Annotated in this window: 26 protein-coding genes and 1 pseudogene; 9 read left to right on the top strand and 18 right to left on the bottom strand. The window is 55.1% G+C overall.

The features are described 5' to 3' along the window. Nucleotides 1-45: 45 nt before the first annotated feature. The 5 genes from ACIOWE_RS04540 to iolC all read right to left on the bottom strand — a co-directional run bounded on the left by ACIOWE_RS04540 (nt 46) and on the right by iolC (nt 6,217). Nucleotides 46-867 (bottom strand): TIM barrel protein, encoded by an 822-nt coding sequence (locus ACIOWE_RS04540; protein ID WP_401387882.1) that lies wholly within the window; start codon nt 865-867, stop codon nt 46-48. Nucleotides 868-892: 25 nt separating this feature from the next. Beyond that, nucleotides 893-2,392, bottom strand: coding sequence for a CoA-acylating methylmalonate-semialdehyde dehydrogenase (locus tag ACIOWE_RS04535; RefSeq protein WP_401387879.1), 1,500 nt, complete (start codon nt 2,390-2,392; stop codon nt 893-895). Between the two features lie 30 nt (nt 2,393-2,422). Next, nucleotides 2,423-3,232 (bottom strand): 5-deoxy-glucuronate isomerase, encoded by an 810-nt coding sequence (iolB, locus tag ACIOWE_RS04530; protein WP_401387876.1) that lies wholly within the window; start codon nt 3,230-3,232, stop codon nt 2,423-2,425. Further along, nucleotides 3,232-4,122: a myo-inosose-2 dehydratase gene (iolE, locus tag ACIOWE_RS04525; RefSeq protein ID WP_401387873.1), complete on the bottom strand. Its 891-nt coding sequence runs from the start codon at nt 4,120-4,122 to the stop codon at nt 3,232-3,234. Before iolE ends, iolB begins: the two co-directional genes overlap by 1 nt. Before the next feature lie 157 nt (nt 4,123-4,279). After that, on the bottom strand, nt 4,280-6,217 hold the full coding sequence (gene iolC / locus ACIOWE_RS04520) for a 5-dehydro-2-deoxygluconokinase (protein WP_401387870.1): 1,938 nt from the start codon (nt 6,215-6,217) through the stop codon (nt 4,280-4,282). 313 nt (nt 6,218-6,530) lie between these two features. Here iolC and ACIOWE_RS04515 point away from each other — a divergent pair, with 313 nt between their 5' ends. Continuing rightward, on the top strand, nt 6,531-7,451 hold the full coding sequence (locus ACIOWE_RS04515) for a MurR/RpiR family transcriptional regulator (RefSeq protein ID WP_201238892.1): 921 nt from the start codon (nt 6,531-6,533) through the stop codon (nt 7,449-7,451). An 8-nt stretch (nt 7,452-7,459) separates the two neighbouring features. On the opposite strand, the gene ACIOWE_RS04510 is transcribed toward ACIOWE_RS04515, so the two are convergent. After that, nucleotides 7,460-8,794, bottom strand: coding sequence for a hypothetical protein (locus ACIOWE_RS04510; RefSeq protein WP_401387867.1), 1,335 nt, complete (start codon nt 8,792-8,794; stop codon nt 7,460-7,462). A gap of 366 nt (nt 8,795-9,160) precedes the next feature. On the opposite strand from ACIOWE_RS04510, the gene ACIOWE_RS04505 reads away from it, so the two are divergent. The 7 genes from ACIOWE_RS04505 (at nt 9,161) to ACIOWE_RS04475 (ending at nt 15,162) form a co-directional block, all read left to right on the top strand. Next, complete coding sequence (locus ACIOWE_RS04505; RefSeq protein ID WP_401387864.1) at nt 9,161-9,766, top strand: glutathione S-transferase; 606 nt, start codon at nt 9,161-9,163, stop codon at nt 9,764-9,766. A 2-nt stretch (nt 9,767-9,768) separates the two neighbouring features. Continuing rightward, nucleotides 9,769-10,875 (top strand): DNA alkylation repair protein, encoded by a 1,107-nt coding sequence (locus ACIOWE_RS04500; protein WP_401387862.1) that lies wholly within the window; start codon nt 9,769-9,771, stop codon nt 10,873-10,875. A gap of 313 nt (nt 10,876-11,188) precedes the next feature. Then, entirely contained in the window at nt 11,189-11,545 is a 357-nt protein-coding gene (locus tag ACIOWE_RS04495; RefSeq protein WP_401387859.1) for a hypothetical protein, read from the top strand. A 193-nt stretch (nt 11,546-11,738) separates the two neighbouring features. Further along, nucleotides 11,739-12,443: a DUF6602 domain-containing protein gene (locus ACIOWE_RS04490; protein WP_401387857.1), complete on the top strand. Its 705-nt coding sequence runs from the start codon at nt 11,739-11,741 to the stop codon at nt 12,441-12,443. 358 nt (nt 12,444-12,801) lie between these two features. Next, entirely contained in the window at nt 12,802-13,542 is a 741-nt protein-coding gene (locus ACIOWE_RS04485; protein WP_401387854.1) for a hypothetical protein, read from the top strand. Between the two features lie 388 nt (nt 13,543-13,930). Beyond that, entirely contained in the window at nt 13,931-14,599 is a 669-nt protein-coding gene (locus tag ACIOWE_RS04480) for a hypothetical protein (protein ID WP_401387852.1), read from the top strand. Nucleotides 14,600-14,685: 86 nt separating this feature from the next. After that, nucleotides 14,686-15,162: a GNAT family N-acetyltransferase gene (locus ACIOWE_RS04475; protein WP_401387849.1), complete on the top strand. Its 477-nt coding sequence runs from the start codon at nt 14,686-14,688 to the stop codon at nt 15,160-15,162. Between the two features lie 261 nt (nt 15,163-15,423). Here ACIOWE_RS04475 and ACIOWE_RS04470 read toward each other — a convergent pair whose 3' ends face one another. The 9 genes and pseudogenes from ACIOWE_RS04470 to ACIOWE_RS04430 form a co-directional block, all read right to left on the bottom strand. Next, the gene (locus ACIOWE_RS04470; protein ID WP_401387847.1) at nt 15,424-16,080 is read right to left on the bottom strand and encodes a DUF2931 family protein; all 657 of its coding nucleotides are present in this window, start codon (nt 16,078-16,080) and stop codon (nt 15,424-15,426) included. A 31-nt stretch (nt 16,081-16,111) separates the two neighbouring features. After that, a pseudogene (locus ACIOWE_RS04465) lies at nt 16,112-16,770 on the bottom strand (DUF2931 family protein). 11 nt (nt 16,771-16,781) lie between these two features. Then, entirely contained in the window at nt 16,782-17,462 is a 681-nt protein-coding gene (locus ACIOWE_RS04460) for a DUF2931 family protein (protein ID WP_401387844.1), read from the bottom strand. Then, nucleotides 17,449-18,102, bottom strand: a complete 654-nt coding sequence (locus ACIOWE_RS04455) for a DUF2931 family protein (RefSeq protein ID WP_401387841.1) — start codon at nt 18,100-18,102, stop codon at nt 17,449-17,451. The genes ACIOWE_RS04460 and ACIOWE_RS04455 overlap by 14 nt, the downstream gene beginning before the upstream one ends. After that, nucleotides 18,102-19,643, bottom strand: a complete 1,542-nt coding sequence (locus tag ACIOWE_RS04450) for a phospholipase effector Tle1 domain-containing protein (RefSeq protein WP_401387838.1) — start codon at nt 19,641-19,643, stop codon at nt 18,102-18,104. Before ACIOWE_RS04450 ends, ACIOWE_RS04455 begins: the two co-directional genes overlap by 1 nt. Nucleotides 19,644-19,778: 135 nt before the next feature. Continuing rightward, nucleotides 19,779-20,141, bottom strand: coding sequence for a DUF6124 family protein (locus tag ACIOWE_RS04445; RefSeq protein ID WP_401387835.1), 363 nt, complete (start codon nt 20,139-20,141; stop codon nt 19,779-19,781). Nucleotides 20,142-20,527: 386 nt separating this feature from the next. Beyond that, nucleotides 20,528-21,052 (bottom strand): hypothetical protein, encoded by a 525-nt coding sequence (locus ACIOWE_RS04440; protein WP_401387832.1) that lies wholly within the window; start codon nt 21,050-21,052, stop codon nt 20,528-20,530. Nucleotides 21,053-21,233: 181 nt separating this feature from the next. Then, nucleotides 21,234-21,596, bottom strand: coding sequence for a DUF6124 family protein (locus tag ACIOWE_RS04435; protein WP_401387830.1), 363 nt, complete (start codon nt 21,594-21,596; stop codon nt 21,234-21,236). 427 nt (nt 21,597-22,023) lie between these two features. Next, complete coding sequence (locus ACIOWE_RS04430) at nt 22,024-22,266, bottom strand: hypothetical protein (protein ID WP_401387827.1); 243 nt, start codon at nt 22,264-22,266, stop codon at nt 22,024-22,026. Between the two features lie 82 nt (nt 22,267-22,348). Here ACIOWE_RS04430 and ACIOWE_RS04425 point away from each other — a divergent pair, with 82 nt between their 5' ends. Beyond that, nucleotides 22,349-23,086, top strand: a complete 738-nt coding sequence (locus ACIOWE_RS04425) for a carbonic anhydrase (RefSeq protein WP_201233759.1) — start codon at nt 22,349-22,351, stop codon at nt 23,084-23,086. Between the two features lie 344 nt (nt 23,087-23,430). Here ACIOWE_RS04425 and ACIOWE_RS04420 read toward each other — a convergent pair whose 3' ends face one another. The 3 genes from ACIOWE_RS04420 to ACIOWE_RS04410 form a co-directional block, all read right to left on the bottom strand. Beyond that, entirely contained in the window at nt 23,431-23,955 is a 525-nt protein-coding gene (locus ACIOWE_RS04420; protein ID WP_401387824.1) for a GNAT family N-acetyltransferase, read from the bottom strand. A 163-nt stretch (nt 23,956-24,118) separates the two neighbouring features. Beyond that, nucleotides 24,119-24,598, bottom strand: coding sequence for a GNAT family N-acetyltransferase (locus ACIOWE_RS04415; RefSeq protein ID WP_401387821.1), 480 nt, complete (start codon nt 24,596-24,598; stop codon nt 24,119-24,121). 13 nt (nt 24,599-24,611) lie between these two features. Continuing rightward, on the bottom strand, nt 24,612-24,827 hold the full coding sequence (locus tag ACIOWE_RS04410; RefSeq protein WP_401387818.1) for a DUF4287 domain-containing protein: 216 nt from the start codon (nt 24,825-24,827) through the stop codon (nt 24,612-24,614). Between the last annotated feature and the right edge of the window lie 225 nt (nt 24,828-25,052).

Here is a 25,052-nt window from a genome sequence, read left to right as displayed (position 1 = left end):
GATCAAGAGATCGCAGCCTGCGGCAGCTCCTACACGGGGGATGTGTCAGGTCAGGGATTTTTGTAGGTGGGCCATGCTGGCGCTGATGGCTTGTTCGATATCCGCCAGACCGTGGACGCTGTCGGCAAACGGTTCGAACGACAGATAGCCGCTGTAACCGGTGCTCAGCAGCGTGTCGATCTGCGCTGCGTTACCGAGAATGTCGCCCTCGCCCACCAACACTCGATGGCCGTCGCGAATGCTCGCCAACGGCGCCTCGGCATCTTCGACGCCGGAGATATGCACCAACCCGGTCAGTTCGGGGAAGAATTCCTGTTCACTGGCGAGGTGATGGTGAAAGGTGTCATGCACCAGCCGAAACACATCCAGCCCGCCCACCGCCTGGATCGCATCCACAGCCGTACGCTTGCGCCGCAGCGAACATTCCTCAAACCCCAACGGCTCGATGAAGCCAAGAATGCCGTGCTCACGGAGGATCGGCGCGAGTTCGCTCAACGCCGTGCGCAGGCCGACGGCGCGTTGCGCGGTCGTGCGCATGTCGCCGGTATCGTTCAGCGGGCACATGACCAACCCCTGCGCCCCGCATTCCCGGGCATACGCGGCAAGTCTTGTGGCTTGGGCCCGACGCTCGTCATTCCACACATCGAACGGGTACAGCGCATTGATCGACAGGACGCTGATGCCTTTCGCCGCACACAATTCGCGGACGGTTTGCGGGGCCGTGCCGTCCTCGATTTCCACGCCTTTGAGGTCATTGCGAATCTCGATGGCATCGGCCTTGAGGCTCACCGCCAGATCAATGAACGCGGGCAGGGAAAGTCGTGGGGCGACCATCCGGTTAAGGGCAAAACGCAGGGGCTGAGTCATTCTTGTTGTTCTCCGCGCAGACGAATTATTTGGCAGTTGGCATGCTGAATTCAGGGCCTTTGGCGATGCTGTCGGGCCAGCGTTGCATCACGCTTTTATAGCGGCTGTAGAAACGCACGCCCTCTTCACCGTAAGCGTGGTGATCGCCGAACAACGAGCGCTTCCAGCCGCCGAACGAGTGCCAGGCCATCGGCACCGGAATCGGCACGTTGATACCGACCATGCCGACCTTGATGGTGCGGGCAAACGCGCGGGCGATGCCGCCATCGCTGGTGAAGCAGGACACGCCGTTGCCGAACTCATGGGCGTTGATCAATGCCACGGCGCTGGCGAAGTCCGGTACGCGGACGATGCCCAGCACCGGGCCGAAAATCTCTTGCTGATAGATGCTCATTTCGCTGCTGACCTGATCGAAAAGGGTCGCGCCCACGAAGAAACCAGCCTCGGCACCCGGTACATTGAAACCCCGGCCATCCACCAACAACTGCGCGCCCTGGGCCACCCCGTCGCTGATAAAGCCCTCAACTTTGGCCTTGTGCTCAGCCGTCACCAACGGGCCCATTTCGCTGTCGTCCTGCATACCGTTACCGACCTTGAGCTGGTCGATACGCGGCAGCAGTTTGGCGATCAGACGATCTCCGACATCGCCCACCGCAACAGCAATGGAAATCGCCATGCAACGCTCGCCGGCCGAGCCGTAAGCCGCGCCGATCAAGGCATCGGCGGCCTGATCGAGATCGGCATCGGGCATGACAATCATGTGATTCTTCGCCCCGCCCAGCGCCTGAACACGCTTGCCGCGTGCAGTGGCTTGCTGGTGGATGTACTCGGCAATCGGCGTCGAACCGACAAAGGAAATCGCCTCGATGTCCGGGTGCTGCAACAGCGCATCCACGGCAGTCTTGTCACCCTGCACCACGTTGAACACGCCGTCCGGCAAGCCGGCCTCGGTGAGCAGACGCGCCATCAGCAAACTGGCGGACGGGTCACGTTCGGAAGGTTTGAGGATGAAACAGTTACCGGTGACCAGCGCCAGCGGGATCATCCACAGCGGCACCATCACCGGGAAGTTGAACGGCGTGACACCCGCGCAAACGCCCAGCGGCTGCCGCAGGTTCCAGTTATCGATGCCGCCGCCGATGTTGTCGCTGAACTCGGTCTTGAGCAGGTTCGGCGCGCCGCAGGCGTACTCGACAATTTCGATGCCGCGAGTGACCTCACCCTTGGCATCGGACAACACTTTGCCGTGCTCGCGGGTGATGATTTCAGCCAGCTCGTTGTGATGCCGGTCGAGCAACTCCTTGAACTTGAACATCACCCGCGAACGACGCAGGGAGGACTGTTCCGACCACGCCGGGAAGGCCTTCAGCGCGGACGCGACAGCCTCTTCCACGGTCTTGACGCTGGCCAGCGCCACTTGCGCCTGCACCGCGCCGGTGGCCGGGTTGAACACATGACTGAACCGCTCGCCGCTGTCCTGCACCTGACCATCGATGTAGTGGCCGATTACCGGGGCATTGCTCATTGTTGTCGCGCTCCGTTCAAACGTGGGAAGTCAGAGATCCAGCAGCCAGCTGTGCTGCGGATCGTTATGGAACTGCCAGACACGTTTCGGCCCGGCCATGACATTCAGGTAATAAGACTCGTAGCCGTACGGCACGCTGACCGGGTGATACCCCTTGGGCACCACCACCAGATCGCTGTTTTCCACGGCCATGGCCTGATCGATGCTGCGGTCGTCGGTGTACACGCGCTGGAACACAAAACCCTGCGGCGGATTGATCTGGTGGTAATAGGTTTCTTCGAGAAAGCTCTGGTGCGGCAGGTCATCGGTGTCGTGTTTGTGTGGCGGGTAGCTCGACGAATGCCCGGACGGCGTGCGCACTTCCACCACGAGCAGCGAGTGCGCCGGTTCGCTGTCCGGCAAGATGTCGCAGACGTAACGGGTGTTGGCGCCTTTGCCACGCACGCTGCGCTTCATCGACTCCGGGCGGATCAGCCGTGGCCCGAGGTTGGCGCTGAGCGAACCGGGGGCAGCGCAGACGGCGATTTGTGAGTCGCTCAACGCAGTCACTCGCGCCTGACTGCCGGGCGGCAGATACGCGGCGAACGGTGATTTGTCTTCGAACACCGATTGCCGATCACCCAGATCGTCCCACTCGAATACGCCCTGCCCCGGCGCTTCGCCGCTGATGCTGACGCGACCGCTGAGCAACACCAGGCACAACTCCTGATCGCCGGCTGTCACTGGCAGACTTTCGCCGAGGCTCAGTCGATAGGCGGCGAAACCGACGTACTCAAGACGTCCCTTTTCCAGTTCGACCATGGTCCGGCCATGGGCCTGGCTCTTGACTAGAAGGCTCATCACAAGCCCCTTTCGTTGAGCAGGGCGCGCAAGGTGTCGTAGCCCTTTTTCGCGTAGATGTAACTCGGTGCCACCGCCGGGTCCTGCTCGGCCTCGACCACCAGCCAGCCGTGGTAATCGGCGACCACCAGTACGTCGAGCAGCGCGGCAAAATCAATGTCGCCATCGCCAGGCACAGTGAACGTGCCGTTGATGATGCAATCCGGGAAGCTCCAGAGATTGTTGCGCGCCAGTTGCACCACCGGTTTGCGCACGTCCTTGAAATGCACGTGGCAGATGCGTTCGATGTGTTTTTTCAGGACTTGCAGCGGTTCGCCTCCGCCCATGTAGCAATGACCGGAATCGAACAGCAAGCCGACTTCGCTGCCGGTCAGGGCCATGAGTTTGTCGATGTCCGACGGCGATTCGACGTAAGCGCCCATGTGGTGGTGATACGCCAGACGCACGCCTCGGGACAGGGTGAAGCGCGCCAGTTCAGTCAGCTTGTCGGCGTAGGCCTGCCACGCCTCTTCGCTATGAAAGCGTGGCCGCTCGACCAGCGGAATACGCTGACCCTGAATAGAATCGGCGACCTCGCCGTACACCAGAACGTTGGCACCGTTCTGCGCCAGCAACTCGACATGGCTGGCGATGGCGTCGATTTCCTCGGCCACCGAGCGTGACGCCAGTCGGCTGGAATACCAGCCCGACACCAGCGCCAGATCGTAAGGCCGCAGCACGTCACCGACGCCTTTGGCATCCTTGGGGAATTTACCGTTGAGCTCAAAACCTGCGTAACCGATTGCCTTGCCCTCACTCAGGGCCGTGCTCAACGGCGTCTCGCCACCGAGGGACGGCAGATCGTCGTTGCTCCAGGAAATCGGGTTGATGCCAATTCGGATTGCGGGCATGGCTGCACCTTTTATTGTTCTTACCTAACCATTGAAAACGACCGAAAACCCTGTGGGAGCTGGCTTGCCAGCGATGGCGATTGGTCAGTCACCATCAATGCTGAATGTGCCGCCGTCATCGCTGGCAAGCCAGCTCCCACAGGTTCGGTGTGAATGTTTAGCTACGGGCCTTGCGCCAGGCGTCGATCAGTTCGACAAACGTGCCCTGCACCTGGCGGATCAGCGTTTCATCGTCGATCTCGCCGGCCATCCACGCCCGGCTCGGTTCCTGAAAAATCGTCCGCCCCACCGCAAACCCTCGGCAAGTGCGACTGCTGCTGGCCTGCTGAAAACCCTCGGCCAACGCCGCTGCCGGCGCATTCAGTCCCAGCAGCACCACGCCTCGGCAATACGGATCGCGCTCTTCAATCAGCGCATCCAGTTGCTGCCATTCTTCGGCGCTCTGCGCTTCGATCTTCCACCACGCCGGGTAGATGCCGAGGTTGTACAGGCGCTTCAACGCGCGATAGAGCACGTCCGGATGAGCCGACGGCAGATCCTTCGGCGGCACAACCTCCAACAGCAATTCATGTCCGCTGACCTGCGAGGCCTGATACAAACCCTTGAGCTGCGCCTCCTGCTCCAGCCGCAACATCGGCTCATCGTCAGGATGGAATTGCACCAGACACTTGATGATTTGCTCCTGCGGCCAGGCAATCAGATTGCTACCAATCGAACGCCCGTGTTCGAACGCCAGTGGCCGCGAGTTCTGCACCTCCACCGGCCGCGCCACCCACCAGCCGCGACCGGTGGCAGCATTGAGCGAGTCCTGGCCGAAACGCTGATCCGCCAGCAAGCCGACATCCGCCTCGACACCCTGCTCGCGCAGATCGGCTTCAACGCGCTCCACCGCTTGGATAAACAGTTGCTTCAACGCGCTGATGCTGGCGAGATCGCGGCCACCCTTCTGCGCCAGTTCGACCAACTGCCAGCGGTGATCGAAGGCAAAAATAAACAGCGGTTTCCACTGTTTGCGCGGCACGCTGACCCGATGCAAGCGCTGCAATGTCTCGTCCTGATCCGGCCGGGTGATCGGCACCGGGCTGTTGAACAGATAATCGAGTTCGGCGCGGGTCGGCATCGCCGGGGCGCAAGCGTGGCGCGACACCACCAGCCCGCCGCAGGCATTGGCCAACTGGCAGCAACGCTCATCCGTGGCGTCCTCGATCCAGCCACTGAGGAACCCCGACATAAAGGCATCGCCGGCGCCGAGCACATTCAGCACCTCGACGCGCACGCCGGGATAGATCGCGCCATCCTCAAGCCGCACCGGAATCACCCCGTGAATCACCGTGCAACCCTGCGGCCCGAGCTTCACCACCAGCGTCGCGTTGCTCAAGCGCCGCACATTGCGCAGCGCACTGAGCAAGTCCTCGGCGCCACCAGCAATCAGAAACTCTTCTTCAGTGCCGACGATCAGATCGAATCGCGGCAGGATCGACTGCACGTGCTGGCTGACATTGCGGTCAGCGACAAACCGTGTCTCGCCATCCGCCTTGCCGGCCAACCCCCACAGCACCGGGCGATAGTCGATATCGAGCACGCGTCTGACGTTATGTTTTTCGGCGTAATCCAGCGCCTGAATGCTCGCCTTGTAGACGGACTCGGTGGAGAAATGCGTGCCGGTGATCAGCAGCGCCTTGCTGGAAGCAATGAACGCCTCGTTGATGTCCTCGGCGCGCAACGCCATGTCGGCGCAGTTCTCGCGGTAGAACACCAGGGGAAAGGTTTCGCGGTCCTTGAGGCCGAGCAGGACCATCGCGGTCAGACGCTCGGGATCAACCTTGATCCCGCTGACATCACAACCTTCACGGGCCAGCGATTCGAGCAGAAAACGCCCCATATGGTCGTCGCCGACCCGGCTCAACATTGCCGACTTCAACCCCAGCCGCGCCGTGCCGAACGCGATGTTGGCCGACGAACCGCCAAGGTATTTGGCGAAGCTGGAAACGTCCTCGAGCCGCGCCCCGACCTGCTGCGCATAGAGGTCGACGCCAAGGCGTCCGAGGCAAATCAGATCCAATTGACGCCCACTGGCAAAACGAGTCTGGCCCATGCTGGCTCCTGTTATTTTTATCAGCCGTGGTTTTCGTCGATACGTCGAAGAAAACACATTGAGTGGACGCAGACTAAAACGCCCTGCCAGCAATAATCAATATTTATTCTAATTATTTTTTACGTGGAATATTTTTTCCAATACACTTTCGTACGGGCGTTCCAGACACGGTGCATCGATTCAGCATCGACCGCTGACCGTGCAAGCCAAGATTTTATTAGGGCCTACCCTGTAGACTGCGCACAGCCAACCTATTGTCAGGGCCTGCCGCGCACCCACCCAGGCCTATAAGAACAAGCCAGAAGGATTTTTTATGTCCCGCACCGATCAGCCGGCTATCGACGAGCGCCCCGCCGACAGCGACCTCGCCAGCCCCCCGATCAATGCCGAGCGTCTGCTGCAGCTGATCACCGAAGAATACGAAGCCCTGCCGCGCCAGCTCAAACGCATCGCCAGCTACATGAGCCAGCAGAGCGACCGGATCATGGTCGACCGCATCAGCGATATCGCCCGCGAGTGCGAAGTGCACCCGTCAGCCATCGTGCGTTTCTCGCAGCGCTTCGGTTTCAGCGGTTTCAGCGAAATGCAGGCGCTGTTCCGCGAGGCCTACACGCACAAAGCCACGCCGGTCCAGAACTACCAGCAACGCATCCGCAGCATGATCGCCAACAAGTCGCAGAAGGCCAGCGCCGGTGATCTCGCCCGCGAATGCGTCGACGCCACCCTCTCCGGCATCGAGCGCCTCGGCCAGGAACTCGACGACGCGGCGTTTGAAAAAGCCGTCGATCTGGTGGTCAACGCCGACAACATCTACGTGGTCGGCGTGCGCCGCTCCTTCGCGGTTGCCGACTACCTCGTCTACAACCTGCAACACACCAACAAACGCATCCACCTGGTCTCCGGCCTCGGCGGCAGCTACCGCGAACAGATGCGCAGCGTGCGCGCCAACGACCTCGTCATCGCGATCAGCTTCACCCCGTACGCCAAGGAAACCCAACACTGCCTGCGCATCGCCCAACACCATCAGGCAAAAACCCTGATCCTCACCGACAGCAACCTGTCGCCGCTGGCGAAACGCGCCAACACCGTGCTGCTGGTCAACGAAGGCAGCTCGTTCGCCTTCCGCTCGTTGAGCGCGACGTTGTGTTTATGTCAGGCGTTGTTTATCGCCGTGGCGTATCGGCTCGAACTGAAGGTGGACGAGATTCACGAACAGGTTGGGTTCGAGGATTAGTCAGCGGACTACGAGGCAGGGCACTCACCGCCTTTTGATCTCTGGCTAGGCTGAATGAACCTGGTCATCGTCTTTATACCCGGAACAAGCAGATTCAACGGCGCAACGTTACTGCCGTAATCCGGCTCCAATGGTTTGGGGGACGAAGCGGACGGATTTATCGAGGCGATTTTGAAATGTATGCCTCGATAACCGATGACCACCGGCTCTGCGAAAGCTTGCCGCAATGTAATGCCCAACGCCGAAGACCTCACCACCGAACCGGTGACGCCCGGCATATCCGGCACGATCTCGCTGACTTTCTTCCTCATCGCCTCATTGACTTGAACCAACTCGGCGTTGATGCGCGCAATTTCGGACTGTTTGGCCGGTGTATCTGGCTTTGGCGGCACTGGCTTCTGATCTTCCGGTTTGGCGACTACTGCCGTTTTCGGATCTTCAGGTTTCGGCTTGGGCGCATCTCCGGCAGGAGGTTCTTGCGCCTGGCCCGGCGCCTGTCCAGTCAACTTGCCCAGTTGAGCCTCAAGTGATTTCTTCTTTTCGCTCAGATCAACCATTGCCAAAGTGACTGCAGAGAAGGTGCCGCTCATGCCCTCCTCCGATGACACCACCACATCGATTGCCCGAGTCAGATACACATCGGTGACAAACACCAATATCGGCGCGGTTGCATTGGCTTTATCGATCTGCGCGCCCTGCAGTTGGGCAGCCGCTTCACGCATTCTCCGCAAATCGTCCTCGGAATAACGCTGCAGGGTTTCCTCATCGAAACGGGTCCGGGCCAACAGGTACATGGCGCCATAAGTCTCAGCACTGGGCACCGAGTAAGACACGCTGTATTGCGATCGGCGCCCAAACCCCAACGCAGCACCAATGGCGCTACTGGTGACGTTGACGCCGATATCGCTCTCAGCGAGGGATGCGAAGGTAAATCCCGGAAATGCCACCAGACTGTTGACCTGTTTGCCGCAGATTTTCAAGGGGATCAACGCTCGGGTAGGCACCGGACCGTTTCCCGAGCCATCGTCATAGGTCGCAGACGACTCGAACGTGTGCTTGCGTGCAGACGCAGCAATTTGCGCATCCAGATTGATCGAATCAAATTTGGTAGCAGCCAGGACGTAATCGGCGGTAGCGATCTTCTCGCCGGTCTTCACCGCTCGTGCAATGAAGATGTCCCCGACCTCCACATTGCTTCGAGGCGGGTAGATCGCCTTGATACCCAATTGTTCAGTATTGGTAGTCCAATTCTCGGCAACGACACCCGGTGCCGGCTTCGAACTCCCGCACGCCGTCAATCCCGCGCACACCAGACACCCAACCAAATGTTTAGAACTGTTCATGTGACGCCCTCCCTACAGTTTCGATTGCGCGACCCTGCGAATTGATACCGCACAGGTCGGCACCTCAACGATCACGGGGTCATGGACTGCAAGGGAGTAATACAAACGAGTACTGAATCAGAGCGCCTGAGCTCGTTTAACTTTTCCATCCCTGGTCGGTGCTGGCACTTTGAATATAGATCGGCAAAAACTACTGACAAGGTCAGGCAAAGCCTTTATTTACGGGTGTTTCATGGCTGTTACGGATTTCACATCAGCCGTCTCGCATCAACCGATCAACTACACCCAGTAGTCAGTCGATAGTCTTTGCCGCTAAATTCAGCGTCTATCGCCCGTTTTGCTGTTGACCTTCCCAAGGAGCAGGAAATGAAACTGATCGGCATGCTGGACTCCCCCTACGTGCGCCGCGTGGCGATCTCCGCCAAACGCCTGGGCATCGACCTCGAACACGAGTCGGTCTCGGTGTTTCGCCACTTCGAGCAATTCCAGCAGATCAACCCCGTGGTCAAAGCGCCAACGCTGATCCTCGACGACGGCGTCGTCCTCATGGACTCGACCCTCATCCTCGATTACCTCGAAGCCAGTTCCGGCAAAAGCCTGTTGCCAACTGATCTGAAACAACGCGCCCACGCCCTGCGCCTGATCGGCCTCAGCCTCGCCGCCTGCGAAAAAGCCGTGCAGCTGTATTACGAACGCAACCTGCGCCCGGCCGACATCCAGTATCAGCCGTGGGTCGAACGCGTCGAAGGCCAACTCGCCGCCGCGTTCACCGCACTTGAACAAGAACTTGAAAACAACGGCTTGCCCACCGATGGCACCCTGACCCAGGCCGGCATCAGCATCGCCGTCGCCTGGAGCTTCACCGACCTGGTCGTCCCCGACCAACTCGACACCCGACGCTACCGCCACATCGCCCAATACACCGCGTACGCCGAAACGCTTGAAGCGTTCGTCAGCACACCGATGACCTGACCATGAGCGCAACCGAAACCGCTGCACCGGCCCTCAAGGAAATCTTCAACGCCGAACGCCTGCAACACATCGCCACAGAAATGAGCGCCGTGTATCCGGCGTTCAAGGCCAAAGCGTTTCTCAAACACGCCAATGAAGGTCTGGCCGATTTATCCGTGATGCAACGCATGGCCCGCGTCAGCGAAAGCCTGCACGCCGTGCTGCCGCTGGACTACGAAGATTCCCTCGACGTGCTGCGCGAACTCGCACCACGGCTGAACAGCGGATTCGTCAGCATGTGCCTGCCGCACTACGTCGCCAGCTACGGCGCCCACGCCTTCGACACCTCCATGCAAGCGCTGAAATACTTCACCACCTTCGGCTCCTCCGAATTCGCCATCCGCCACTTCCTGCGCAGCGACCTCGAACGCTCGCTGGAACTCATGCACGACTGGACCCAAGACGAAAACCACCACGTCCGCCGCCTCGCCAGCGAAGGCAGCCGCCCTCGCCTGCCGTGGTCGTTCCGGTTGGAACCGGTGCAGGCTGATCCGCAATTGGCGGCCGGGATACTCGATCAGTTGAAAGCGGATGAAAGTTTGTACGTGCGCAAATCCGTGGCGAATCATTTGAATGACGTGACGAAAGTGCACCCGGAGTGGGTGCTCGACACGATTGAGGGTTGGTCGCTGGAGAACAAACACACGGCGTGGATCGCGAAACATGCGCTGCGCAGTTTGATCAAGCAGGGAGATTTAAGGGCGCTGACGGTGATTGGGGCTGGGCGGAAGCCTGAGGTTGAGTTGCTGGGTGTGAAGGTTGAACCGGCGGTTGTGCGGTTGGGGGAAGCGATTACGTTGTCGTTTGTGGTGAAGTCGACGGTGGCGGAAGAGCAGCGGCTGGTGATTGATTATGCGATTGACTATGTGAAGGCGAATGGCGGGGTTTCGGGGAAGGTTTTTAAGTTGAAGACGGTCGTGTTGGCGGGGTTTGGGAGTGAGGTTGTGGAAAGGAGGCAGGTGATTAAGGACTTTACGACGCGGAAGCATTTTGTGGGGCGGCATGGGGTTCGGGTGATGGTGAATGGGGAGGTGTTGGGAACTACCATGTTCGACATCGTTGCTGGATGACGCCTCGGAGGGGGAAATCACAGCTGGCCAGCTTCGGCCCATCAGTAGCCATTCATGATGGGCTGCTTTCGGCCAGAAGCGGACGTTGGCAAGCGACTGCTACCGGCCAAAAGCAGTCGGCTGCCGCCCTAAACTAGAGACCGCTACCGGTTAGAAACGATTTGATGTTGAAGACTGGAGGGGATTGATGCATGTCCTCGCCGACGTTAGTCTCGGATGAACAAAACTTACTGCTCGCTTTGCGCACTCGATTCGCAAGCTGTACCTTTGTTCGCCAGCAAGCTGGATGCCTAACAGTAAATTGAGGAACCTCATGGATAAGTTGCGCGTAGAAAGTAAAAAAATCACTTCGTATGATTTGTTCCTTAAGGAACCATCACGGCCTCCAAGCCGGGGCGGCAACACGAGAGCACTACATTCCCACGTTTTGGAAATCGAAGGTGAAACATTCAGCTTTTTGGCGCTCGGCTCCCAACAATGGGTATTTAAATCGGATGTTGTTTCTTTTGATTATAAAATAGAAAACGGATATAAGAATATAATAAAAGAAACTATTATCACTATTGATCGTTATGGAAAGGTCGCCTCTAGAGGAAATCGAGGTTTTAAGACGCAACTCCGCTTTGCCCCTGCAAGAATCCCTGGCAGCAAAAGAGAGCAGAGAGATTGACTCCTCCCCCCGCGCGTATGTTCGTGCTATTCGCAAGTGCGACGCTTCGGTACTACGATCATAAGTAAACTAATTCAGCCTTTTTGGACCTGATTGCTGCCCTTCGTAGGTGGGTAAAAAACGCCCATTTGCAATCACTCCTTGACTACCGCAGAATCGTGGCTTACGCAAAATCAAAAAAAAGAGCTGTCTAATGAAACCGCTAGTCGAATATTGCAAAGGAGCTGTGAAAGCATTAAATGCTCAATATGAAATGAGCAACGTATTAGGTCACTCTGCTACTGCTGGCTCGGCGCGTGAGCGTCTTATCCAAGATTTTCTTATTGCGCATCTCCCAGAAATGACCAGCGTTGTAAGTGGGATGATTATTGACTCGAATGGGCAGCGGTCCAAACAGCAAGATATTGTACTGATGTTACGGTCGATGCCACGACTACCCTTTGCCAGTGGTCATGATCTTATTTTTCAGGAGGGAGCAGTAGCAACTTTTGAAATTAAAACACAAATATCACCATCTACTCTCGAAACCATTGCGAGCAACATTGCAAGTGTCAACACGTTGGTACCAAGCACATTAGAGGGTGTTCAATTAGGCGATCTGGACTGGCCATATGCAAGAATATTAAATGTTGTTCTCACATACGGCGGCTCCGCCTTGGATGTCATTGAGCGAAAGCTAACTGAACTGCCTACTGCAGGTCAGCCAGATGTCTATTTAGATCTCACAAAGGGAATTCTGATTAAGAACGATGGAGCACTATTGGTTCAGGATGGTTCTGCTCCCTACATTCAGATCAATGATGCTGGGGTAGGTCTAGCTCGCCTGCTCGCATTACTGTCAAAGGTGACCGGACGTCTAGTAATGCGCGGGGTGCATTGGGATTCTTATATCTCTTGACTACTCTTGACTGGTAGTGACCGTTAAATTAACAACAACTACCGGCCAGAAGCGGACATCGGCAAGCTACCGCTATCTGCAAAGAGCGGACTTATGGTAAGGGTGAGGACTATCATGTTCTTTTGACACGTTGCACCGGTATGCATTTCGCAATGGATTTAGTTCCCCTCGCTTTAGCTTCGTTCGCCACCTGGCGGGGAGGTAAGCTGAGAGTCATGAATGCTCGTGCAAAGTCAGACGTTTGATTTGCAGATACCTAGCAACGACAGGAAGAGGTGCTAGGCAGATGCCAACTAAGCGAGCAATACAGCCCTCTGGCCTGCTTTATAGACCTAAAAAAAGTTGGAGCCCCTGATTGATGGATGCGGATATCAAATGCTTTGTATGCAAGCGACTAGTACCCAAAAAAAACCTAGTACGAGAGCACATCACACCACGCTTTCTTGACAAGGAGAATCCAAGCGGGACGGTAAAAGTCTGCAGAGAATGCAGTGCTTTCGAATCACAGAAGCAATATCTAGAGTACAAGACATATTCCATATCAAAGAATAAGGATCCCTATAAAAGCTTTCTTGAGGCCATGTACGAATTGGAAATTCTACTTGGAGTCTCTTTGCCAGATACAAAACTGAAATCGACGATGGCAAAAATTTCGTTTGCAACTGCGATTACAGCCATGGAAACTTATCTATCCGATACGTTTATCAATAGAGTTGCAAGCAATGATGTGCTAACTCGACGCTGTGTTGAAACTGATCCCGAGTTCAAAAATAGAAAGCTAGATCTTTCAGATATTTTTAAGAGAAAAGAATCGCTGTCGCAGGAGGTTAGAAACTACTTAGTGGATATACTATTTCACAATCTCGCAAAAGTGAAGATGATGTACAAATCCGTACTGCATATTGAGTTTCCCAAAGATCTAGGCGTTCTGTACAAAGCTATTGAAACCCGGCATGACATTGTGCACAGAGGAGGAAAAAATAAATCCGGTGCTATCAAGCCAGTAATGAGAGATGAAGTTATTTCACTAATAGTCTCGCTAAAATCCTTCACAAAATGTATTGAGGAGCAGCTGTCAAGGTCCCAAGCTTCTGATTGAAATTTGCATGGTGGGAAATCACATAGCGCCCTTTGAACCGCCCCGGGCTTCATAGACGCTCTTGTTCGGCCGAAAGCGTCCTTGCGTAACTGGTAGCTCCTGGCCGACTCCTGCCTGAGGCGTCGGGCAGAGTGCCGCCAGGAGACGCCGTTCACGACCTGCGGAACTCGGCCAAAAGTGGACTATGGACACGTTGATGGCAAATGAGTAGTGTCGCGGAAGCTGCATTCGACTTTAGTACGCAGCAGGCTTACCGCCATCCAGGTTGCGTTTTCCGCGACTACCTCAACGCTACAAAAGAGCTTACAGGACGACAAGGGACGTTATACGGCACGCCATCGCGACATGGAATGTCGCCTAATAGTAGCTATGCGACAAAGGAAATCACATGCAACCAAAAGATTTGTCGAAAAGGGTCGCCCACCTAATTGAGCAATCTGAAAAGGTACTAGCGACAAAAAAACACAACCAGTATGGCTCAGACTACGTAGACTCTGGAGCAATGGCTGGACTTAGAGCTTCAACATTGTCTTTCATTGCGATGACTTATGGAGACAACCATTCGTATTATTCAGAATACGACTCCGCCACGAAAAGCACTCTTGAGTCTAGCGCTAAGAGAAGTCATGCAATCTTGCATTCCATTCAAAATGAGATTGACGGTGGCTGGATATTTACAGTCAAAGAACTAATTGCAGCTGAAATATTTTCTGACTTCCTTGAGATGGCTGAATATCTTCTAGTGCAAGGATATAGAGATCCCGCAGCCGTAATGATTGGCAGCGTTCTGGAGGAAAAACTACGTCAACTCTGCGCAGCAAATAAAATTGACACAGAGATTGAAAAGGATGGTGTTTTTTTTCCTAAAAAAGCTGATCGTTTAAATTCTGACTTGGCGAAATCTGAAGTATATACAAAGCTTGACCAAAAATCAGTAACAGCATGGCTGGATTTAAGGAACAATGCTGCTCACGGAAAATACAATGAATACACTAAGGAACAAGTAAACTTCATGCTTCTTGGCGTTACAGAATTTCTAGCCCGTTTAAGTTATTGAGATATAAAAATTCGCCCAATGCGCTGACTTCGTTCGATGGGATCGAGTTCCTCGGCCCCTTGGCTCAATCGTTGTGGAATCTGAGCATGGAAAGAATAGCCAAAACCCCTAACGATTGTAGTGTCACTGAACTTAAGATATTTGAGAAATTAGTCTCCGATGGTGGAGAGGTTTCGCTGAACGGTCTGCGACAGCGAATTCAGCGCGCAGAGAAACTCCTGTTCATCCACGACGGCGAGTATGTTGCTATTGGAGCAATTAAAAATCCTAATCCTGATTATAAAGCTGGTATCTTTGAGAAATCTAACGCACCAGAACAAAGTAAGTATCAATATGAACTAGGCTGGTTGAACGTATCGAGTGCGGCGAGAGGCAAAGGCTACGGGCGTTTTTTAATGGAAGCAATTAAAGAATCACTAGCTGACAAGGCATGTTTTGCCACTACGCGTGAAGACAATGCACCGATGCATCACTTGTTTAACCAGTTTTGTTTTTCGAAACTTTGGCGGCCTTTCAGAAGCGAAAACGGAGACTATTTTCTTGTTCTCTATGTAAAACCATAATTACTGGTTCAAGCCCTTCGCTTCAGTCAATCGGGATGCACTCCGCAGCCTCTTAACGCATCTACGATGACGTTGGCATAAGCACTTGCGCTGATACTGACAAACGTCATATCCGCTCGTAACGTGGCCTTTTGGTCGATTTTTGCCCTTCACGAAGGGCAGCTTTTGGCCGATAACAGCCTTTCGACAAAATTATTGAAGTGACAGCAGTCAATTCAGACATTCGTAATGACGGAACGTAAAAACGCCTCCTACAATCCGCTACCAACTTCCGTATGGAATGCCGAATTTCTCAACATAGCGCTTGGATTTTTCACTAACCTGGTATGCGTAACGTCCTTGATTCTTGCCCTGACTTGGGCCTAACGGTTCGATCTCAGCTTGGGCCTTACCCACTTTGATGGGGCGATGGCACGAGTCCCGAACAAAAATCTGAACAACGCCTCCTGGAGCCAAGCCAAGATAGATAGACGCTCTGTAAGCGGCTTGCTCTTCCGGCGTTTCAGGGCAGCGCCGATTCACTGATTTCACCATCAACTGTCTCGCCTCTTCAGGCACGTCGACCCAAACTTTATAAGTCTGCGGTTCAACAATGGATTGCCAACGTACATAAATGCGCTTGGGCAGATCAGCACCAATCACTGCTTTTGAGGCAGCGCCCACAGCGTGCCAGCCTCGTGCGGATTCTTTACCGTTTTCTGGTTCCCCACCTGCGGCTGTGCCTCCCCCGGTGCGTCTGAACAACTTGCCGTTTATGTCTTCGACGGCGCTGTCCTCTACCCACACCTTCATGTAATAGGGCTCAGTGAACGCGAGCTCCCAGGATTCGGATTTGGGATCGTTTTTGGCTGACAGGGGATCAGCAGGTTTGCAGCCCGCCATGAATAGCGCGCACAGTAGTGTCACAAGAGCTTTCATTCCGAATCGTCCCTTCATGTACGTGCCACGACTACCAACTTCCATATGGAATGCCGAATTTCTGGATGTAGCGCTTAGACTTTTCACTCACGGGATATGCGTAACGCCCTTGGTTCTTGCCCTGACTCGGTCCTAATAGTTCTATCTCGGCTTGGGCGCGTGCGACTTTGACCGGGTGATTACACGAGTCCCTGACCCAAACCTGCACAACGCCACCAGGGGCCAGCCCCAAATACACCGAGGCAATAAACCTTGCTTCTTGATCCGGTGTTTGGGTGCAACGCTGACTGACGGATGACTCCATCAACTGCCTGGCCTCTTCAGGAATATCCACCGACGCCCGCCACGTCTTCTGTTCCACAATCGATTGCCAACGAACCCAAATACGGACGGGCAGATCTGCCCCTACGACTCTCTTTCCGCTGCCACCTACCCCACCCGTCCAACCCCGGGCTGACTCTGTGCCATCTTCAGGTTCTCCACCCGCTGCGCTGCCGCCGCCAGTTTTGAGGAAATATTGCCGATAATGTCTTGAACAGCACTGTTCTCCACCCAGACTTTCATGTAATCCGGCTCAATAAAGGCCAACTCCCACCACTCGGATTTCGGATCGCTCTTAACCAAAAGTGGATCAGTAGCCTGGCAACCCGAGACCAGCAACATGCACAGCATCGAAATGAGTTGCTTCATTGGGTTACGGTTTACCAACTCCCATACGGAATGCCGTATTTCTCGATATAGCGCATGGCCTTTTCACTCACTGGATAGGCGTAGCGATCACCGTGCTTGCCCTGCTGCGGGCCGAGCGGTTCGATCTCGCCTTGGGCATGGGCAACTTTGATTGGGCGGTGGCACGAGTCTCTGACCCAAGCTTGAAGCACACCGCCCGGGGCTAGACCCACGTACAGCGTCGCCATGTATCGAGCAGTTCGTTCCGGGGTCTCGGGGCAGCGTTGGTGTGTTGACTTCACCATCAGCTGCCTCGCTTCTTCTGGAATTTCAATGAAGCCTTTATAGGTTTTTTGCTCTGATATGGACTGCCAACGGACGAAGATAAGTTTCGGAAGATCAGCGCCGGTCACTGACATTCCAGAACCACTAACGGTACCCCAGCCACGCGCAGACTCTGTGCCATCTTCCGGCTCACCTCCGGCGGCTGACTTCCCGCCGACTCTGAAAAACATCATGTTCTTGATATCCAGAACTGAACTGTCTTCCACCCAGATTTTCATGTAACTCGGCTCAATAAATCCTATTTGCCACCATGGAGACTTGGGATCTTTGGCACCCGATTCGGAGCTTCCAGTTTGGCAACCCGCCAACAGTAAAACGCCCAATAGGACGGCTTTTGATTTACTCACCCAACGCCTACCAACTTCCATACGGAATCCCGTATTTATCGATGTATTGCTTCGCTTTTTCGCTGACCGGATAGGCGTAGCGACCACCTTGTTTACCCTGTTCCGGGCCTAGTGGCTCAATCTTGGCTTGCCCCCGAGCAATCATTATGGGATTCCGACATGAATCACGGACCCAGGCTTGAAGTACTCCTCCCGGTGCGAGCCCCACGTAAAGTGACGCCATGAACCGAGCTGGTTTCTCCGGTGTTTCCGGGCAACGCTGGTGCGTGGACGCCACCATCAATCGCCTGGCTTCCTCTGGAATCTCGATGAAGCCCGTGTAGGTTTTTTGCTCTGTGATGGATTGCCAACGAACGAAGATTTGTTTGGGAAGCTCAGCGCCAGTCACAGGTTTCCCTGTTCCCCCCACTGTCCCCCAACCACGGGCAGACTCGGTACTGATGTCGGGCTCTCCGCTGGCAGCCGTGCTCTTGCCGGGTCTAAAGAACACTCTGTTATTTATATCCTGGACGGAGCTGTCCTCTACCCAGACTCTCATGTAGTTCGGTTCGACGAACACTAATTCCCACCAAGGATATTTGGGGTCGTTTTCGCCTGTTTCATGGTTTGCGGTTTGGCAACCTGCCAGAAGGAGAAAGCCCAGCGCGATAATTACTTTCATTACCAAAAATTCCAATCTGGCACATGTGGATGCTGCACGCGGATTGCGTTTTCCGTAGGGGCGTTTATATACACCGCTTCAATGCCGCTGCCGTCCCTTCTCCCGAGTGGGTGGTTCCAGTTCGCAGAGGTATGGATATATTTCAGTTTAAGCAGCGCGTCTTCCTTAACAGTGATGCGGTAGTCACCGGCAACAAATCGATCACACAGCGGCTGGAGTTCCTGGGGAACCGAGTGTTCCTCACCGTCGGGGATATCGATGAGCGGAACGCCCTTCTCCTTTGCCAGTTGATACATGACTCTCAAATAGACTCTTGAGAGCTTGCCGCTAACCGGCCGCTTGAGTTGCAGAGCGACGAACACGCGTTTCTGTTTGGGTGAAAGTATGTCTTGATGCTCCTGTGGAAGCTCGAAAGAAGCGGGAGTAACAATTTCCAGCCATTGAGCAGGCCATCCGTTAGCGATCCACTGGCGTCTGATTCGCGCAGCATCCTGATAGATCGACGTGGTTGAGACATCGGTGTGGAGAGGTACCGCGAGTGTTTGCATCGGGCTGATCAGTACGCACTCCTCGACTTCATCGAGATAGCTACCGCCGATATCTGAATGAACACCCGGAAAGGTATATTCCGGATGTGCAGGTTTTACCCGACTCAGCGCGAAATTGGCACGGCATTCATCTCGGGCTACAAGATGGACAACATCTGTGAAGTACTGGCGGTCCAGGTAAAGCTTCACACCCGGGGCGATGGAGCTTTTCACGCGTCCAAAATTTGTGAAACCAGCGATGGAGGGCACTGTATCGAATAGCCCAATAAACCCCATTCTTATGCCGCGTCCAAACTGGCTATCAAAGTTACGGTTGAAATCTCGTGCGCTGCTGTTCAGCAAATTTCCCAGAGGCCCTTGCTTGCCTCGTACCACTTCATTTGCGAAGTGTCGTGCGGCTGCAGCGCCACGACTGAACCCAAACGTATCAAACGTCAGAGACGCAATTTCGCTGTTTGGATTTTCTTTCAGGGTGTCTTCAACAATTTGTCTGATTTGCGTGAATGAAGCCTGTACGCGGCCAGCTACTCCCGTATCACCCCGTCCCAATCCGGAACCTAGCACACTGTCTTTTTTATCACTTTGGGTACCGATACCGTCCATGTAGATTGAGCCCGATACTCGCATAACGGAGCCTCCTCCTTCACCATCCTTAGCTTCCTTATATAACAGATGTAGTTTCGCTACATTTGTAAGTCCTGCGCCATAGCTGCTGTCCGTCTCCCCCATATAGGGCGTGCAGCTAGCCGGAATATCCTCCGGCGCAATCGGATGCTGCGCTCCACACAGCAGCCCAGCCGCCGTGTTATTCGCATTATTCCCTGTGCCATCAAAGAACACGCCGATCCTCAACGCGATGCCGATTTTCTCGGGTTCTGGCGCTGGCTCTTTGCTGTGCTTTTCATATTCCGCCCAGCGCTGGGCGTGGATGTCGACGGGTTCGGCTTCGGCGTAGCGATGGTTTTTCGGGGGGTTGGGAACGTAGCCACTCAATCCTTGATTCCTTGTTCTGATCCTTGAACGGCCGAAAGGGTGACAGTCGAGGATCAGGGGCGCAAGGCGTGGCCCTTTGCTAGCGCGTGGGGGAAATCGGGTTTGACGAGGGTTGCCCCTCGTCATGTTGGGGGGTTATTTGGGGATTTCTACGTTATCCAGCGCCCGGTTTACGGCGAGTTCGCCGAGCATCACGACTTGGGCGATGCCCAGTGCGGTTTTGCGGTGGGAGGTGTCGAGCGTGGCGGCGAAGTTGAGGAGCATTTCGCTGGCCGAGCCGAGGGTTTCGCTGGCGTTGGCCAGGAGCGATTCCGTGTCGTACTTCGGGTTGGCGAGGTACATGGGTTCGGGCTCGTTGGTGCTGGCCATGATTTGGTCGGAGGGTTTGAGGTAGTGGTCGAGGGCGCGTTCGGCGGCTTCGTGGAATTTCTTGGAGTCGGGAGATTCGTAGGGGGATCCCGGATCGGTTTGTGGCGGGTTCGGCGTTACTTTGAACATAGATGAAGCTCCTAACACATTTAAAGGAGGCTTCACCCTTTCGCTACCAAACGAAGGGTGGCGGCCATGCACAGGTTGGTAGACCGGGTGTTAGGATCCGGCGCGCCCTAGGACGCCCTGTACATGACCACCATAAATCCGAAACGAAGAAATCTCGGCGATGGTGGAGCTGTACATCTAACACCGGGCTACCAAACCCGATCACTGTTTTTCAGTGACCGACAAACGATAGAACTCGCGACCTAGACGCACAAGCCGGCGGATTCTGGCGTAGTCGTAGGCGATGGCGCAAGGATTTGTAGGGCATGACCAGCAACGTACGACGCACATTAAACAAACGCGTCGTTTCTTGTTTATAGGCCAGTAGAGGTATTAGAGACTGAGACTCAATGCGTCTCAAAAGAATTCCACTGGTGCGTATCAAGGGCCAGCGCGCAGTAGGGTTCAAAAACGTAAAGCTCAAGCGCATTTTCGATGGCAATTGCTGCCACCTGGAGTGTCTTTAAATAGGATTGGGCCTCTATGAATGAGGTACCGAATAAGGCGTCATTCATTGCCTTCGCGCGCGTCAGTTTGGAGATCGTTCGATCTGGATGCTTAGCCATCGCTATTCGAAAAGCCAGGCTGGCGTCGAAATGTGTTTTACCGAAGACGTGCTGACGAAGCCGACTGACCACACTTCTGGAAATACCCACGTAGATAGGCACCCCGTTGTCGATCAGCACATAGCAACCCGAAAAGTCATGTGCCAGATCGAACTGTTTTAGCAGCGATTTCGTGCCAACTCTCGGAACTGAAAATGCCTCCATCTCTCGCGGATCAGCCAGAGCGCTTGTCATTCTGCGCATGTGGCCGGGCAGTACCGTTGTGGCTAACGCTTTAAATGTGTGCGGGCATTCATGTAATGGCATTCGAAAAAAGCTCGCTCTATAAGTAGATACCAACGCTAGCGCGGCAGATCGGCTCATGACAAGCCATGTAATACACGCCTGTTTGAAACAACATCTGAAACATCACTGATTGAAATACGGCGTATCTGGATAGCCCTCTGTAGCGAAGAGCAAAGGCGATCGCTGCAGAGAGCTCTAATTTCTATTTCGGTAGTTCGACGTTATCCAGCGCCCGATTTACCGCGAGTTCGCCGAGCATCACGACCTGGGCGATGCCCAGTGCGGTTTTGCGGTGGGAGGTGTCGAGCATGGCGGCGAAGTTGAGGAGCATTTCGCTGGCCGAGCCGAGGGTTTCGCTGGCATTGGCCAGGAGCGATTCCGTGTCGTACTTCGGGTTGGCGAGGTACATGGGTTCGGGCTCGTTGGTGCTGGCCATGATTCGGTCGGAGGGTTTGAGGTAATGGTCGAGGGCGCGTTCGGCGGCTTCGTGGAATTTCTTGGAGTCGGGGGATTCGTAGGGGGATCCCGGATCGGTTTGCGGCGGGTTCGGCGTTACTTTGAACATGGTGAAACTCCTAGTTAACAAAAGGAGCCTTCACATTCGCTACCAAACGAAGGTGGCGGCCATACGCGGGTTGGTAGACCGGTAACTAGGACCCGGCACACCCGAAGGTGTCCTGCGCATGGCCACCATTGAGCAGAGACCCGACAAGGTCTGCGAACGGTGCGCGATGCGACTAGTTATGGCGGGCTACCAAACCCGATCACTGTTTTTCAGTGACCGACAAACGATAGAACCCGCGACCTAGACGCACAAGCCGGCGGATTCTGGCGTAGTCGTAGGCGATGGCGCAAGAAGTTGTAGGGCGCAGGTGGTGTTCTGATGTTTCGTTTAAACAACCTGATTCTCTGCTGTTTATTTCACTCGGTTTTTGGCGGGTGGTTTACAGGCTCAGGCAGGCGTCGCGGCTCTACGATGCAAAACTTGAAACTCAGTTGAATTTGCCGAGGTAGGTCAGGTTGGTTGTGCTCTGCGGAGAGCGCAGCATCGATTCGACTTCGGCAGCTGCTGAACGCCGGTCGCCCCAGATGGCATTCGCATCCATCACGATGAGGTGGCTGAATGCTGCTGCTTTTGATCCCGGCTTCAGCCTTTCGGAGTGATCCTGGATACCAACATAAGTCCTACCAACTCCACTCAGAACCGTCTTCCAAGTAACCTCTTCGATCGACATTTTCGTGTTTTCGGAAATGCTGCTAACGGCAATCTGCGTCCTGGGTTAATTTGTCTCAATGCCACAATCCAGGAATTGAACAATGAATCAATCTGACCCGCAGCACCCATCCCGCCGCATGCTGCTCAAGCGCGGAGCTGCCCTTTCAGCATTAACGATTACTGGAGCGGCCGGATTAACCATGCCTTCAGTCTCTTTTGCTGCAGCGCTTAGCAAAGAAGAGCGAGATAAAATGACGCCGGATGAGGTCATTGAAAGCCTGAGATCCGGCAATCTGCGTTTCCGTGAAGGCAAAACGCAAAAGCATGACTATTTGGCGCAAAAGCGCGCCAGTCAAAACGGGCAGTATCCGTCAGCGGTAATTTTAAGCTGTATTGATTCGCGCGCCCCGGCGGAAATCCTGCTGGATGCCGGTATTGGTGAAACGTTTAACTGCCGCGTGGCTGGCAATGTGGAAAACGAAGACATTCTCGGCAGTATGGAATTTGCCTGTGCTCTAGCAGGAGCCAAGGTTGTAGTGGTGATGGGGCATACATCCTGTGGTGCGGTGAAGGGTGCAATTGCCAATGCCGAACTGGGAAACCTGACTGGATTGCTGAGCAAAATCAAACCGGCAATTGCTGAAACGGTATACGCAGGTGAGCGTACGGCTGACAACTATGACTTTGTCGATTCCGTTGCCCGCACCAGCATCAAAATGACGATGGCCGATATCCGTCAACACAGCCCGACCCTGAACAAGCTTGAGCAGGATGGGAAAATAAAAATTGTAGGCGCTATCTATAAGCTTGTGGGTGGAGAGGTTGAGTTCTTTACCTGAAAACAAATGATCGTCAGCCTGGCCATGGCAGCTTTCGATTGCAAACGCTACGGCTGCAGATCTTCCTCTGGATAACGCAGTATCCGCAGCTCACCTCGGGCGACCTCATCTGGTACTGCGAAGGAGCACCTGGAAGGCACCGACGATGAGTGCCAGCTGGATGCGATGAATACGAAGTCTGATCGCTGAGCGCTCCCGGTTGGTTCGTTCTGGAAGTGATGGGGGGATTGGGCGGACGCCTTCGCGGGTAAGCCCGCTCCCACAGGGATTTGTAGCTGGATTTGAATTGTCAGTGAGTGGGAGGCATTGCGCTCGGGCCCACTGTTTTTTTTATTCCGGCAGTATCATTGGGTTGTATTTCGTTGGATTCGGAACACCAGGCTGGGGGCTTTGCCCGGCACGTCGTCGAGCAGTCCGAAGCGACGCATGCCGATTTTTTCCAGCACCTTTATCGACGCAGCGTGATCAGGCCTGACCAGGCCGAACACTTCGGGTAATCCGAGGTGGTCGAAGGCGTGGGTCAACGCGGCTTGCCCCGCCTCCGTTGCATAGCCGTGGCCCCAGGCTTCGACGGCGAAGCGATATCCGAGGTTGATCACCGGTTTTCCCAGATAGTCATGCGTCGCGATGCCGGCGAATCCGAGGATGTGGCCGGGGGCTTGCGCGCTGGTGATGGTCCACCAGCCGTAGCCGTGGGTCGCCCAGTGTTGAAGCCAGCGTTCAAGCAACGCTTCAGCCTGGGCGAGGTCGGTCATTGGCCCGGCAGGGTTGAACAGGTTGGTTTGCGGGTCGCCGAAGATTGCAAACACGGCGGGCAGGTCGGCGAGTTGCGGTTGCCGGTATATCAAGCGTGACGTGGTGGCTGACATGATCAAAAACCTTGTTGGAAGATTCTCGGAGACACTGGTTGGCTCGGCGGGCGCCATCGCGAGCAGGCTCACTCCTACACGTACCGGGCCAAGCCTTGGATCGTTTCTGGCTGGACGGACGTCATCGCGGGCAAGCCCGGCTCCCACAGGTTTCGCGGGTTGCTCAGGGTTTGTGGTGTGTCATGTGGATCAGGGCTGAGCGGCCGCCACCCGGCGCGGGGCGTTCTTCGATGGCGAACGGGACGAAGCCGAGTTTTGGATAGAGCAACAATCCGGCGGTGTTTTCGTTGAAGCAGGAGAGTTGCACTTCGTTGGCCTGATACTTTTCAAAGCCCAGTGTGGTCATGGTTTCGATGATGTATCGGGCCACGCCTTTGCCTCGGGCATTCGGCGCGACGATGACATTGCCGATGCAGCAGATGCCGTTGTGTTCGGCGCGGTAGAAATTGGCGAAGCCAACGACTGTTCCATCCGCCTCGAAAATGGTCGAGTCGAAACGTTGGCTGATCGCCGTGTGCAGTTGCTCTTCCGTCAGTGGGAAATACGCTTTCGGGAACATGAAGAACAGCTCTTGTTCGCCCTGCGGAAAGGCGCAAATGGTTTTGACGTCTTCGGCCTTCACGGGCCGGTGGGTGAAGTTCATCGCTGCCCTGCCCTCACTTTTTGCTCGCTGCCAAATGATGCGCGACCAGTGCGTTGGCATGGCCGTGGCCTATGTTGTGTTCTTCCTTGAGCCACGCCACCAGTTCCATGTGTTTCTTGTCGGTGATGCTGGCGAGCAGATTCAGCCAGTGATCGACGGGCTGACCGTACTTTTTCTCAATGGACGGGAAGTACGACGCCGGGCCTTTTACTTTGTTGTCTTCGCTCATGCTGCAAGCTCCCTGGGGTCTCGACGGAGGGTCGGCGGACGCTCCTTGTCGGCAGGTCATAGAGTGGACGCGAGAGGTAAATCCGGCAAGTGGCCCTGGTTGTTCGCTTACTTCGAAATGAGTTCTGCCATTCTCGAATCGATGACTCAAACTTTGCACAAAACCCTGTAGGCCTTCGCCTGCTCGCGATAGCGTCTGTTCAATTGATATCAATGTTGACTGAAC

Origin of the sequence: Pseudomonas sp. NPDC087598 (assembly GCF_044743525.1) — a bacterium.
GTDB lineage: Bacteria > Pseudomonadota > Gammaproteobacteria > Pseudomonadales > Pseudomonadaceae > Aquipseudomonas.
The sequence above is the reverse complement of the archived record's forward strand: the minus strand, read 5'-3'. Positions and strand labels throughout refer to the sequence as shown.